Origin of the sequence: Streptomyces sp. NPDC017520 (assembly GCF_044329855.1) — a bacterium.
In the GTDB taxonomy this organism is placed as follows: Bacteria; Actinomycetota; Actinomycetes; order Streptomycetales; family Streptomycetaceae; genus Streptomyces.
In genome coordinates, this window is the sequence record NZ_JBIRKB010000025.1 from 1 (window position 1) to 13,397 (window position 13,397).

The following is a 13,397-nucleotide window of genomic DNA, read 5'->3' on the forward strand; positions in this document are numbered from 1 at the left end:
CGGGCGGGGGGGGGGGGGTGGTGGGGGGGGGGGGGGGGGGGGCGGGGGGGGGGGGGGGGGGGGGGGGGGGGGGGGGGGGGGGGGGGGGGGGGGGGGGGGGGGGGGGGGGGGGGGGGGGGGGGGGGGGGGGGGCCCCCCCCCCCCCCGGGCGCGGGACCGGCGCGGGCCGGTCCGGTGTCAGGTCAGCCGATGGCCTTGTCGATCGTCCGCACGGCCGCGTCCCAGGCGTCGTCGGGGCTGGTGCCGCGCTGCTCCATGTTGTTGATCTGGGTGGAGATGGAGTCCTTGATCACGCCGTCCTTCGGGCCGAGGACCGCCTCGGGGATGGACTTCGCGCCGTCGGCGTAGATCTGGCCGATGGGGGCGTTGTTGAAGTACGGCAGGGTCGCGTTCTTCACGTCGGGCAGCTCGTAGGCGCCCTGGTTGGACGGGAAGACGCCGATCGCCTTGAAGACGGCGGCCTGCTGCTCGGGGGCGGTCAGCCACTTGACGAGCTTGGTGGCCTCGGCGACGTTCTTCCCGGACTTCGGGACGGCGAGGAAGGAGCCGCCCCAGTTGGCTGAGGTGTTGCCCGGGGCGCTGGTGATGTCCCACTTGCCCTTGTTGGCGTCACCGGCGTAGGTGGAGATCTGGCCGGCCATCCAGGCGGGGCAGACGACGGTGGCGACGGTGCTCTTGCGCAGGGCCGCCTGCCACTGGTCCTCGAACTGGGCCAGCCCCTGCGTCAGCTTCTTGGACGCGGCCTCGGCGGCGAGCTTCCAGCCCTTCTCGACGCTGGCGCTCTTGTCGTAGATCGGCTTGCCGCTCGCGTCGTAGTACTGCTCGGGGCTGGAGCTGACCACGGCGTTGAACATGGCGCTCGCGGAGTCCATGAAGTACGTGCCCTTGGGGGCCTTCTTCTTGTACTGCTCACCCAGGGCGAGGAAGTCCTCCCAGCCGCCCTCGGTCAGCTTCGCGACCTCGGTCCGGTCGGTGGGCAGTCCGGCCTTCTCGAACAGCTCACGGTTGTAGCAGAGGGACATGGGGCCGATGTCGGTGCCGGCGCCGATGACCGCGCCGCTGGGGGCGGTGGCCTGCTTCGCCTTCCACGACACCCACTCGTCCACGCTGATCGCCTTGGAGAGGTCGGCGAACGAGTCCGCCTTGGTGTCGACGATCTCCTTGATCCGGCCGACCTCGATGCCCTGGACGTCGGCGAGGCCGCTGCCGGAGTTCAGCTGCTGGAGGAGCTTGGGGTAGTAGTTCTTCTCCTCGGCGGTGGTGTCCTCCTTGACCGTGATCTTCGGGTTCAGCTCGTGATACTTCTCGAAGAGCCCGGCCTCCTTGTAGCCGAACTGCCCGAAGTCGGCCAGGGTCAGGGTGATGTTCCCGTCCGCGTCGGCTCCCTTGTCCGAATCGGACGAGCCGCCGCATCCGGTGAGGAGGAGGGCGGTGACCGTGAGGCCCGTGGTGGCCACGAAGGCGGTTCTCCTGCGTCGACCGGCAACGCTGCGGGTGATGCGCATTCCACTGCTCCTTGTTCCGGGAAGGGGAAGCGCGCGAGACCTTCCCCCAGAGTGGGAGCGCTCCCATGCGCCGTTGCCGGAAGGTTGCTGCCTGAAGGGGGTGGGTGTCAAGAGTTGAAGACGATTCCGTTGCCGAGGGATGTCCAGCGGGCGATCAAGGGGGTGTTGAGCCGCCCTCCCGTCGGAAGATGAACGGGGGCGGACCGGGCCGGGCGCGCTGCCGGACCACCCCGCCCCTGTTAATTTCTCCTTTATGTACCTTTTGATCACCCTGGTCGCCGACACCAGCTCCGGTGAGTGAGGCGGGATGGGCGTACTGCGTGACCATCCCGAACTGGCCCTCTTCTTCTGCCTCGCGGCCGGCTACCTCGTCGGCAAACTACGCGTCGGCCCGATCACGCTCGGCGGCATCTGCGGCACCCTGATCGTGTCGCTGCTGCTCGGCACGCGGCACGTCAGCGTCGACGACGACGTCAAGACCGTCTTCTTCGCGCTGTTCATCTTCTCCCTCGGCTACATGGCCGGACCGCAGTTCTTCGCCAACCTCAACCGCAAGAGCCTGCGCTTCTTCGCGCTCTGCCTGATCGAGGTGGTCTGCGTCCTGGGCATCGCCTACGGGCTCGCCAAGGCCTTCGACCTGGACGTGGGCACGGCATCCGGAATCCTCGCCGGGGCGGCCACCGAGTCCGCCGTCGTGGGGACGGCGACCGAGGCCATCGGCAAGCTGGAGGACCTGACCTCCGAGCAGATCAGCCAGTATCAGGGGCACGTGGCCACCGCGTACACGGTCTGCTACCTGTTCGGCCTGATCACCATCGTGCTCTACACCAGCCAGATCATGCCGATGCTGATGCGCATCAACCTGGCGGACGCCTCGCGCGAGCTGTGGGAGAAGATGCGCGGCGGCCAGGCCGGGCTGGAGTCCGACGAGCGCGAGGCGCTGCCCGGCATGGTCGGCCGCACCTATCTGGTGACGCTGGCGGACGGGCGGACCGTCGGCGGTCTGGAGAGCGCCCTGGGCGGGCGGATCACCGTCGAGGGCGTCAAGCGCGGCAGCAGGCTGCTGACGCCCTCTCCGGGCCTTGAGCTGACGCTCAGCGACCTGATCCAGGTGGTCGGGGAGCGGGCGGCCATCATCGAGGCGGGCCGGGAGATCGGCCCGGAGACCCCGGCCGTGCCGGGGCTCGACGCCCCGCTGGCCACCAGTCAGGTCGCGGTCACCGAGAAGGAGACGATCGGCGCCACGATCGACCGGCTGGAGAAGCGCCATCCGGAGTTCCGCAAGGACGGCGTCTACGTCACCGACGTACTGCGCAACGACCAGCACCTGCCCGCCAGCGGGGAGACGGTCCTCGCGCGGGGTGACGTGCTCACCCTGGTCGGCGCCCGGGGCGGGCTCAACCGGCTCGTCGCGAAGCTCGGCGCGGTGGTGAAGAACGACGCCACCGACTTCATCTACCTCGGTTTCGGCATCGTGGCGGGCTCCCTGCTCGGCCAGATCGTCGTGAAGCTCGGGGACATCCCGATGTCGCTCGGCACCGGCGGCGGCTGTCTGATCTCCGGCCTGGTCTTCGGCTGGTTCCGCTCCCGCAGCCAGACCTTCGGGGCGTTTCCGCCGCAGGCCGCGAGCACGCTCAAGGACATGGGGCTGGCCGTCTTCATCGCCTGCACGGGGCTGGCGGCGGGACCCCAGGCCTGGCCGCTGCTGAAGGAGTACGGGGCGCTGCTGCCGTTCGCGGGCATCGCCATGGTGCTGGTCCCGGCGACGATCTCCCTGGTCGTCGGGCGCAAGCTGCTGAAGATCGAGAAACCGCTGCTGATCGGCGCGATCGCCGGACAGCAGTGCTCGACCCCGGCGATCACCTCCATCACCCAGGTGGCCCAGAGCTCCGTACCGCTTCTCGGCTACACGATCACGTACACGCTCTCCAACTTCCTGCTGCCCCTGACCGGGCCCCTCCTCGTCGGCGTACTGGGGGCGTGACGTGATCGACTTCCTGAACCGGAACATCTTCCAGCCCCACCCCGAGCTGCTCGTCTTCCTCGTCGTCGCGTTCGGCTTCCTGCTCGGGAAGGTCCGCTACCGGACGATCGCGCTGGGCGCGGTGACGGGCTGTCTGGTGGCCGGGCTGCTGCTCGGGGCCCAGTTCGAGGTCCAGATCGACGACACGGTGAAGAACCTGTTCTTCATCATGTTCCTGTTCGCCCTTGGATACCGGGTCGGCCCGCAGTTCTTCAGGGGGCTGCGCAAGGACGGGTTGCCGCAGGTCGTCAACGCGGTGGTCGTCTGTGTGACCGGGCTGCTGGTGTCGTGGCTCTTCGCGAACCTGCTCGGTTACGGTCCCGGGCTCGGCGCCGGACTGATGAGCGGGGCGCTGACCCAGTCTGCCGCGATCGGTGTCGCCCAGGACGCGATCGGCACCCTGCCGGGCCTCTCCCCCGCCGAGGTGAAGACCCAGGAGAACCTGGTCGCCGTCGGGTACGCGGTGACGTATCCGCTCGGCACCATCCTGTGCGCGATGCTCCTGGCCAACGTCCTGCCGCGGCTCTACCGCCGCGACCTGGCGAAGGAGAGCGCGGAGCTGGCGGCGGAGCTGGACGCGCCGGACGAGAGCCCGGACGAGGGCGAGGGGTACTACGAGGTGGTGCTGCGCGCGTACAGCGTCGAGCGGCCCGATCTGGTGGGCCGCTCGGTGGCGGACTTCGAGGAGCAGCAGAAGGCGCTGGGCCGCCGGGTCTACCTCACCGGGATCCGCCGCGACGGCACGGTCCTGGAGCACGACCAGTCCCGCACACTGCGTCTCGGCGACACCGTCGCTGTCAGCGCCGTCCGGGGCGACCTGGTGGAGTTCGACGCCCGCACGCACATCGGGTCCGAGGCCGACGACGTGACGCTGCTGGGCTACCGCACCGAGACGCTGCACGTCGTCGTCTCGGAGAAGGCGCAGCTGGGCCGGACCGTGGAGGAGGTGCGGCGGGAGCCGTTCATGGTCGGCGTGTACATCGACAAGCTGTACCGGGCGGGGGCCCTCTTCCCCTACCGGCTGTCCACGAAGCTGGAGCGCGGTGACACGCTCGTCCTCACCGGCCCGGCACGCCTGGTCGGCCCGGCGGGCAAGGCGCTGGGCAAGCCCGTCCCGACGAGCTTCGCGACGGACATGGTCTGGGTCGGCCTCGGCATCTTCCTCGGCGGCTGCGTCGGCATCCCGGCGCTGACGGCGGGCGGGGTGCCGATCTCCCTGTCGACCTCGGGCGGCGGCCTGATCATGGGGCTCGTCTTCGGCTGGATCCGCGGCAAGTACCCGACGTACGGGAATGTGCCGCCCGGCGCGCAGTGGTTCATGGACACGCTCGGGCTCTGCCTGTTCGTGGCCGTCGTCGGCATCAACGCCGGGCCCGGATTCACCAGCGGGCTTTCCTCGGCCGGCTGGGGGCTGCTGCTCCTGGGCGCGGTCGCCACCGTCGTGCCGCTGATCGTCGGGTTCCTGGTCGGGCACTACGTGCAGAAGATCCGCTTCCCGATCCTGATGGGCGTCCTGGCGGGCGGCCAGACCACCACGGCGGCGATCGGCGCCGTCAACGAGACCTCGAAGTCCCAGATCCCCACCCTCGGCTACACCATCCCGTACGCGGTCGGCAACGTGCTGCTGACGGTGTGGGGCGCCGTGATCGTCCTGCTGAACCACTGACCCGCTACGGAGTGGACACCACCATGCCCAAGACCAGCATCAGCCGTGAAGAGATCCGGTCGTTCGCCCAGCTCTCCCCGTTCGAGCTGAAGGACAAGTTCATCCAGATCGCGACGGCCGCGCAGAGCGATCAGCCGGGTCAGAAGGGGAAGTCGACCCGGACGATGCTCAACGCGGGCCGAGGCAACCCGAACTGGGTGGCCACGGGGCCCCGCGAGGCGTACCACGCGCTCGGCTACTTCGCGCTGTCGGAGTCCCGCCGGGTGTGGACGGCCGACAACCTGGGCGGCATGCCGGAGGAGCCGGGGTGCGCGGAGCGCTTCGAGCACTTCGTCCGTACGCACCCGGAGCTGCCGGGCATCGAGCTGCTGAAGGCGAGCGTGGACCTGGCGGTGAAGCGGTTCGGTTTTGACCGGGACGCGTTCGTGCACGAGCTGGCGGACTCCTCGATCGGCGACAACTATCCCGTACCGGACCGGATCCTGCACCACACCGAGCAGATCGTGCGCGGCTACATCGCGGACGAGATGTTCGACCACCGGCCGCCGGAGGGACAGACGTTGAGCCTCTTCGCGACCGAGGGCGGCACGGCGGCGATGTGCTACGTCTTCGACTCGCTGATGAAGAACGGAATCCTGGAGAAGGGCGACCGGATCGCCCTGATGGTTCCGGTGTTCACCCCGTACCTGGAGATCCCGGAGCTGGACACGTACGACTTCGACGTGGTGCGGGTGGAGGCGAGCCTGTTCACGGAGACCGGGGTGCGGCAGTGGCGCTACCCGGAGGAGGAGATCGACAAGCTGGCGGACCCGTCGGTGAAGCTGGTCTGCTGTGTGAACCCGAGCAACCCGCCCTCCCTCGCGCTCTCCACCCGGGTCTCCGAGAGAATCGTGTCCGTCGTCGGCGAGCGGAACCCGAACCTGATCATCGTGACCGACGACGTGTACGGGACCTTCGTGGAGGGCTTCCGCTCGCTCGCGGCCGATCTGCCGCGCAACACGCTGCTCGTCTACTCCTACTCCAAGCACTACGGGGCGACGGGGTGGCGGCTCGGAGTGATCGCACTGCACGACGACAACGTGATCGACGCGATGCTGGCGGAACAGGACCGGGAACAGAAGAACCGGCTCGACAAGCGTTACGGCACCCTGTCGTTGGAGCCGGAGAAGATCCGGTTCATCGACCGGCTGGTGGCGGACTCCCGGCAGGTGGCGCTGAACCACACGGCGGGTCTGTCGCTGCCGCAGCAGATGATGATGGTGCTGTTCTCGCTGTTCGACATGTTGGACGAGGGCCAGGCCTACAAGCACCGGATCCGGTCGATCGTCCGGCAGCGGCTCGAACTCCTTCTGGAGGGCGCGCACATGAAGGTCTCGGAGGACCCGAAGCGGGCGGCGTACTACATCGAGCTGGATCTGCTGGCCGAGGCGGAGCGCGTGCACGGGAAGCCGTTCGCCGACTTCCTGGAGAAGAACTACGAGCCGGTCGACCCGCTGTTCCGGCTGGCCGAGCAGACGTCGGTGGTGCTGCTCAACGGCGGCGGCTTCGACGGCCCTCAGTGGTCGGTGCGGGTGTCGCTGGCCAACCTGGACGATCTGGACTACCTGAAGATCGGCCACCACCTGCGGGCGATCTTCGACGCGTACGCACAGGAGTGGCGGGCCCAGGCCGGGTGAGGTGCACGCCCCGGCCGGAGGTGGGGTGGGGTCCGGCCGGGGCGCGCGGTGGGGGGCCATGGTGCGGCTCGGGGCCCGAGGGGGACGTGCGGGCTGCTGGCCGCCGGTTTCCCCACCGCCACCGGGGCGACCGGTGGCAGCGGGGGCCGGCGTGGGGGGGGCTGTACCGCCGACGAGGAGGTACGACGAACACGCTAGCGGCAACGGAACGGGCAAAGAGGGTGTTACGGACCGCCGTTGAGGTTCTTAGGGCGGGCTTAAGGAACCCATCGGCGCGGGTTAATGCTGGGGCCCGGGGACGGTCGTGGCCCGGGGTTCCTTGCGCCGCTGCCAGCCGGCCCGGCGGCCGACCCGGCGGCCGTGACCGCGCCGGCCGCGCTCGGGGCGGCTGCCGTACAGGCCGATCCAGATCCGGACCTCCGTGCCGCCGAGGACGGACCGGCCGATGCGCAGGTCGCCGCCGGTGGACTCGGCGACCCGGCGCACGATGTCGAGGCCGAGGCCGGTGGAGCCGACGGACCCGCTCGCTCCGTCGCGCCCGCTGGCGCCCCGGGCGAGGGCGGCCTCCGGGTCGGAGATCCCGGGGCCGGCGTCGGAGACGAGCACGATGACCGCGTCGCCGCTGTGGTGGACGTCGACGGAGAAGGCGGTGCCCTCGGGGGTGTGGCGGAAGACGTTGCCGAGCAACGCGTCCAGGGCGGCGGCCAGTTCGGGGCGGGCCACGGGGATGCGCACCGTACGGTCGACTCCCGCGAGGCGCACCTCGCGGCCCTCGTCCTCCGCGAGCGCCGACCAGAAGCCCATGCGTTCACGGATCACCTCGGAGGCGTCGCAGCCCGCCCCCGCCTGCCCGCCCGGGGACTGCGGGCGCTGCTCGCGGGCGGTCCGGATGACCGTGTCGACCTCGCGCTCCAACTGCTGGACCGCCGCCCGGGTCTGTTCGGCCGCCGGGCCCTCGCCGAGGGACGCGGCGTTCAGCCGGAGCACGGTGAGCGGGGTGCGCAGCCGGTGCGAGAGGTCGGCGGCCAGCTCGCGCTCGTTGGCCAGGAGCTGGACGACCTGGTCGGCCATGGAGTTGAACGCGACGGCGGCGGACCGTAGTTCGGTGGGGCCGTCCTCGGGTACCCGGGTGCCGAGGCGGCCCTCCCCCAGGTCCTGGGCGGCGCCCGCGAGGCGCTGGGCGGGCTGCACCATCCGTACGCCGAGCCGGTCGGCGACCGCGACCGAGCCGACGATCAGCGCGACGCCGACGCCCGCCAGCGTCAGCCAGGCGGTGGCGACGCCGTGGGAGACCTCACCCTCGGGGACGAACACCTCGACGACGGCGATGTCCCCGGTGCCCAGCGCGGTCGGCTGGAGGAGCGCGAAGCCGCCGGTGACCTCGGTGATGGAGGCGCGCCCGGCCTTGCGCACGGTCGCCACGTCCTTGGGGGTGGCGCGCCGGGTGCCGATGTCCAGAGCCCCGCCCTCGGCGGGGACATGGACGGCGAGGCGTCCCCGGTCGCCCGGTTCGGTGGACAGGACGGCCCGGGTCAGCTCCTCGCGGTCGGTGGTGATGGAGAGCGTCGGGGCGATCATCGCGGCTTGGCGTTCGGCGTCGGAGAACGCCCGGTCGCTGGCCATCTCCCGGATGACGAGTCCGAGCGGCACGGCGAAGGCGATGACGACCATGGCGGTGACCGCGAGGCAGACCTTGACCAGGGCCCATCTCATGCGGGCGGCTCCGAGAGCGGCGTATCGAACGGTCTACCGGCCTGGGCGTCGGTCCTGGCGCCGGCCTGGGCGTCGGCCCTGGCACCGGCCTGGGCGTCGGTCCTGGCACCGGCCGGGGCATCGGCCGGCGGCTGGAGCTTCACGCCGACGCCGCGCAGCGTGTGCAGATAGCGCGGCCGGGCGGCGGTCTCGCCGAGCTTGCGGCGCAGCCAGGACAGATGGACGTCGATGGTCTGGTCGTCGCCGTAGGCCTGCTGCCAGACCTCGGCCAGCAGCTCCTTGCGGGCGACGACCACACCGGGCCGTCCGGCCAGGAAGGTGAGCAGGTCGAATTCGCGGCGGGTCAGGTCGAGTTCGGCCCCGTCGAGCTCGGCGGTGCGGCGCAGCGGGTCGATGGAGAGCCCGCCGACGCGGATGACCCTGGGCGGCGGCGCCTCACCGCCGGCGGCGCGCGAGCGGCGCAGCACGGCGGCCATCCGGGCGGAGAGGTGCTCGACGGAGAACGGCTTCGTCAGGTAGTCGTCGGCGCCGTCGTTGAGCAGCCGGACGATCTCGCTCTCGTCGTCCCGGGCGGTGGCGATGATCACGGGCACATCGGTGATGGACCGCAGCATCTTCAGCGCCTCGGCGCCGTCCAGGTCGGGCAGCCCGAGGTCGAGGATGACCACGTCGAAGCGGAAGTGCGCTACCTCGCGCAGCGCTTCGAGCGCGGTGCCCACGCTCCGTACCGTGTGGGAGGCCTCACTGAGGTGCCGGATGAGGGCGGAACGTACGAACTGGTCGTCCTCGACCACGAGCACACTTGCCATGGGCGGCACCGTACGCCATGCCGACGGGCCCGGTCGCGGTCCCGCCGGAAACCTCCGTAAAGGCCGGAGAAGGCCGGTTGTTCACGGCCTCCGGGGCCGGCGGGGCGAGCGGGGCGGGCCGGGTAGTGCAGGATGTGCCGATGCAACGAGGACTCGTACACGCGCTGGCGTGGACGCTCGCCACCGGCGCGGCGGTCACGCTCTGCTGGTGGGGCGTGCACACGGTCATGACGGGGACGGCCTACGACCCGCCCCGGGCCGTGCCGGTCTCGCTGGGTTCGGGGCCGCCTCAGCGCATCGGGCAGAGCACCGGGGAGCCGCTCGTCTCTTCGACGCACCGGACCTCCCCCTCCCCCTCCCCGTCCGTCTCCCCCTCCGCCTCGTCGCGCACCGGCGGGGCGAGCCCGTCGCCGTCCGCCCCGCGCCCCTCCCGTACGCCGTCGGCCACCCCGGCGAAGCCGCCCGCGCCGGCGACCTCGGGCAAGGTGAAGAACTATCGCACCGACGGCGGCCGGGTGGTGTTCGAGCTCGGCAGGCGCTCGGCGAAGCTCGTCTCGGCGACTCCGGAGCCGGGCTGGTCGATGCAGGTGTGGACGAACGACGCGTGGATCCGGGTGGACTTCAGCGACGGGGGCGGGAAGAACGGGAAGACGTACTCGGTGTTCTGCACCTGGAACGGGACTCCGCCGACGGTGCAGGTCGTCGAACCGTGATCAGGGTCGCCCCAGGGCGTCACGGGTTCTCGAAGACGGAGGGCGGCGGTGCGGGCGAGGGTCTGGCCGCCGCGTCGGTGACGACGGCCGCTCCGCCGGTGAAGTCGGTGAGCGCGCGGCCGTGTTCGACGCGGCCGGGGTGCGGGTCGCTCGCCACCCGCCGGGTGAACTCCGCGACCGGGAGCGCCACGGCCGAGGCGAGCAGGACCGCGTTGCCGAAGCGGCGGCCCCGCCACACCACCGGGTCGGCGGCCAGCGCCAGTTCGGGGAAGACGGCGGCGGCGGTGGCGACCTGGCCGCGCAGGTGGGCGAGCGGGGGGCCGTCGGCGAGGTTGGCGGCGTACCGCCCTTCGGGCTTCAGGACCCGGCGCACCTCGGCGAGGAATTCGGCGGAGGTCAGGTGGGCGGGGGTACGGGCGCCGCTGAACACGTCCGCGATGATCAGGTCGGCCCAGCCGTCCGGGAACCTGCCGAGCCCCTCGCGGGCGTCGGCGGCCCGGACCCGGACCCGGGCCTGGGGGTCCAGCGGGAGGTGGTCGCGGACGAGCTGGACGAGGGGCGCGTCGAGCTCGACGATCTGCTGGGTGGAGCGGGGGCGGGTCGCGGCGGTGTACCGGGCGAGGGTGAAGGCGCCGCCGCCCAGATGCAGGACGTGCAGCGGCTGGGGCGGGGGTGCGGCGAGGTCGATGACGTGGCCGAGGCGGCGCTGGTAGGCGAACGAGAGGTGCCCGGGGTCGTCGAGGTCCACGTGGGACTGCGGGGCGCCGTCGATCAGGAGCGTCCAGGCGCCCGGGCGTTCCCGGTCGGGTAGGAGCTCGGCGAGTCCGCCGCCGACCTGCTGGGAGACCGGCTCCCGCTCGGCCCGGCCTGATCCCCGGCCGCCGCGTGGACGCCCCTTCGCGCCGTCGGCTCCGCCCTTGCCCGCGGCCTTGTTCCGGCCGGCTGCCTTGCCCTTGCCCGCGGCCTTGTCCTTGCCTTGGGCCGGCGCTCCTCGACGTGCCACGTTCGCTGGTCCTTGCTGGTGGGGGCCCGGGTCGCCGGCCGCGCGGAGGTGTTCCGCCCGTCCGGCCATTATGGGCTCAGCAGCAGTTGTCGGCCGCCTCGATCAGCCGGGCGGCCTGGTCGAGGGCGGCGCGGAGCACGGCGGGATCGGTGACCGGGGCGTCCTCGGCGGGCGGGAGCAGCCAGCCGGAGCCGGAGCCGGGCGGCTCGGCGGGGATGCGCAGCCCACGGCCGTCGGTCCGCGTACAGGCGCTGCCCGGTACGTCCCAGGCGTCGGCGGTGCCCGGCGGAACGAGGAATCCGAGGGTGTCGCAGGCTCCGTCGTGCAGGACCGGGCCGACGGGCTCCTGGTCCCGTCCGCGGCGGAGGATGTCGACGGCCTCCAGCCCCTGCCGGGCGGGGACCGTGACGAGGTCGCAGGACTGGTCGCCCTGCGCCGGGGCCATCGGTTTCGTCGAGGTCGTCCGTGAGCCGGTCTCCCTGCCGAGATGCAACAAGGGAACCCCTCCTCTCATCGCCGAACGGAGCCACGCTCCGTCTCCACATGGACCAACGGCCCCGGTGCGTCAAGGGCTACGGGCCCACACCGCCGCAAAGGGTGGCAGTTCATGGCAGATCGGGGGCGGTACATCCCTTTCCTTCCGAAATGCTGCGTGTGCGCTCTGTCACAGCGGGTACGTTCTTGCTCCGCCGGGGCACCGGGATCCACGGGCCCCGGCCGCACCAGAGAGGGGCCGGCCATGGTGGCGACAGCGGCAGTTCCCAACCTCGCCTTCCGTCAGCTGCGCGGGCAGCGTTCCGCCGGGGAGTTCGCGGCGGCCGTCCGCAGAGCGGCGCGGGAGATCGGGGAGCAGGTCGCGTGCGACGCCCGCTACATCGGACGCGTGGAGTCCGGGGAGATCCGCTGCCCCAACTACGCCTATGAACGCGTGTTCCTGCACATGTTCCCGGGGGCGTCCCTGGCCGACCTGGGGTTCTCGGCCCGCGAGAGCGTACGGGGGCGGGGCGCCCGGGTCGTGTCCGAACCGCCGCCCGCGACGGCTCCACCCAAGTTCACCCCTACCCCCACCCCTTCCCCTTCCCCTCCTTCTTCCCCGACCCCTTCCCGCCCCGCCCCTCTCCACCGCGATACCGAAACCGACGACATCCCCGAGGAGAGCGACGTGCTGCGTCGCGTGTTCATGACGAGCGGCACCACCACGGTGGCGGCCGCTTCCCTGGGTCTCGGCGCGGCGCCCGCCTCCGCCGCCCGGGTCTCTCTGCCCGCGCAGCGCAGAGTCGGCGAGGCGGAGGTGACCGCCGTCGAGAAGGCCGTACGGCAGATCCGGCTGCTGGACGACCGGCACGGCGCCGACGGGCTCTACCGGCAGGCCGCCCAGCCGCTGCGCGCGGCGTACGAGCTGCTGGACGCCGGGACCACCGCACGGCGCGCCACCTCGGACCGGCTGCACGCGGGCGCGGGCGAGCTGGCCATCTCGGTGGGCTGGCTGGCCCACGACTCGGGCCGCTTCGACGACGCCCGCTCGCACTACGCGGAGGCACTGGCCACGGCGCGGCTGGCCGGGGACGCGGGACTTGAGGCGCACGCGTTCTGCAACACGTCGTTCCTGGCCCGGGACGCGGGGCGGCCCCGGGAGGCGGTACGGGCGGCAGAGGCCGGCCAGCGGGCCGCGCGCACGCTGGGGTCGCCCCGGCTGCTGGCCCTGCTCGCGCTGCGGGAGGCGGGGGGCCGGGCGGGGCTCGGGGACCGGACGGGGTGCGACCGGGCGATCGGGCGGGCCCGGGCGGCGTTCGACCGGGGCAGGGCGGCGGGTGATCCGGAGTGGATGAGCTTCTTCCGGGAGGCGGAACTGGAGCTGCTGGAGGCACAGTGCTGGTCGGCGCTGGGCGACTGGTCCCGGGCCGCGCGGCACGGACGGCGGGCGACGGCGCTCCAGGACGCGCACTTCACCCGGAACCTGGCGCTGTACCGGGCCCAGCTCACGGGTGACCTGGCCCGGGCGGGGCGGGTGGACGAGGCGGCGGCGACGGGGCACCAGGTGCTGGACCTGCTGACCCGGGTCCAGTCCTCGCGGATCCGGGGGATGTTGGCGGGGGCGGCGCGGGTACTGGAGCCGCGGGCCGGGGCGGGCCCGGTGGCCGCCTTCCTGACCCGCCACCAGGAGTCGGCCCCGGGCCCGGCGGGCGCCCCGTCGGTCCCGAGCGACCACCCCGGCCGGTAGGACGACTGCCCGGCCCGCCGGGGGCCATCCCAGCCGGTCCGGCGCTGGAGAACGAAAGCAGCCAGCAC

General features: G+C 72.0%; 9 protein-coding genes and 1 pseudogene. 5 read left to right on the forward strand and 5 right to left on the reverse strand.

Features of this window, described 5'->3' with window-relative positions; all coding sequences use genetic code 11:
- Positions 1–398: 398 nt before the first annotated feature.
- Positions 399–1,505, reverse strand: a pseudogene (locus ACH4KB_RS35245) (ABC transporter substrate-binding protein); the annotation flags it as partial.
- Positions 1,506–1,812: 307 nt separating this feature from the next.
- Between ACH4KB_RS35245 and aspT (ACH4KB_RS35250) the strand changes: the two are divergent.
- Genes aspT (ACH4KB_RS35250) through ACH4KB_RS35260 form a run of 3 tightly spaced genes read left to right on the forward strand, consistent with a single transcriptional unit; the run spans position 1,813 to position 6,870 of the window.
- Positions 1,813–3,489 carry an aspartate-alanine antiporter gene (aspT, locus tag ACH4KB_RS35250; RefSeq protein WP_398070743.1) on the forward strand — a complete coding sequence of 559 codons (1,677 nt, stop codon included), beginning with the start codon at positions 1,813–1,815 and terminating at the stop codon, positions 3,487–3,489.
- Between the two features lies 1 nt (position 3,490).
- A complete protein-coding gene (gene aspT, locus ACH4KB_RS35255; protein ID WP_398070745.1) occupies positions 3,491–5,194 on the forward strand; it encodes an aspartate-alanine antiporter in 1,704 nt (567 codons plus the stop codon).
- 23 nt (positions 5,195–5,217) lie between these two features.
- Complete coding sequence (locus ACH4KB_RS35260; RefSeq protein WP_398070747.1) at positions 5,218–6,870, forward strand: bifunctional aspartate transaminase/aspartate 4-decarboxylase; 1,653 nt, start codon at positions 5,218–5,220, stop codon at positions 6,868–6,870.
- Between the two features lie 279 nt (positions 6,871–7,149).
- Here ACH4KB_RS35260 and ACH4KB_RS35265 read toward each other — a convergent pair whose 3' ends face one another.
- Positions 7,150–8,583 carry an ATP-binding protein gene (locus ACH4KB_RS35265; protein WP_398070749.1) on the reverse strand — a complete coding sequence of 478 codons (1,434 nt, stop codon included), beginning with the start codon at positions 8,581–8,583 and terminating at the stop codon, positions 7,150–7,152.
- Positions 8,580–9,392, reverse strand: a complete 813-nt coding sequence (locus tag ACH4KB_RS35270) for a response regulator transcription factor (RefSeq protein WP_398070751.1) — start codon at positions 9,390–9,392, stop codon at positions 8,580–8,582. The genes ACH4KB_RS35265 and ACH4KB_RS35270 overlap by 4 nt, the downstream gene beginning before the upstream one ends.
- A gap of 140 nt (positions 9,393–9,532) precedes the next feature.
- On the opposite strand from ACH4KB_RS35270, the gene ACH4KB_RS35275 reads away from it, so the two are divergent.
- On the forward strand, positions 9,533–10,105 hold the full coding sequence (locus ACH4KB_RS35275; protein WP_398070753.1) for a hypothetical protein: 573 nt from the start codon (positions 9,533–9,535) through the stop codon (positions 10,103–10,105).
- A gap of 19 nt (positions 10,106–10,124) precedes the next feature.
- On the opposite strand, the gene ACH4KB_RS35280 is transcribed toward ACH4KB_RS35275, so the two are convergent.
- Together ACH4KB_RS35280 and ACH4KB_RS35285 are read right to left on the reverse strand one after the other, a co-directional pair.
- Positions 10,125–11,108, reverse strand: a complete 984-nt coding sequence (locus ACH4KB_RS35280; RefSeq protein WP_398070755.1) for a spermidine synthase — start codon at positions 11,106–11,108, stop codon at positions 10,125–10,127.
- Positions 11,109–11,184: 76 nt separating this feature from the next.
- A complete protein-coding gene (locus ACH4KB_RS35285) occupies positions 11,185–11,553 on the reverse strand; it encodes a hypothetical protein (RefSeq protein ID WP_050359751.1) in 369 nt (122 codons plus the stop codon).
- A 294-nt stretch (positions 11,554–11,847) separates the two neighbouring features.
- Here ACH4KB_RS35285 and ACH4KB_RS35290 point away from each other — a divergent pair, with 294 nt between their 5' ends.
- Positions 11,848–13,329, forward strand: coding sequence for a tetratricopeptide repeat protein (locus ACH4KB_RS35290; RefSeq protein WP_398070757.1), 1,482 nt, complete (start codon positions 11,848–11,850; stop codon positions 13,327–13,329).
- Positions 13,330–13,397: the final 68 nt, after the last annotated feature.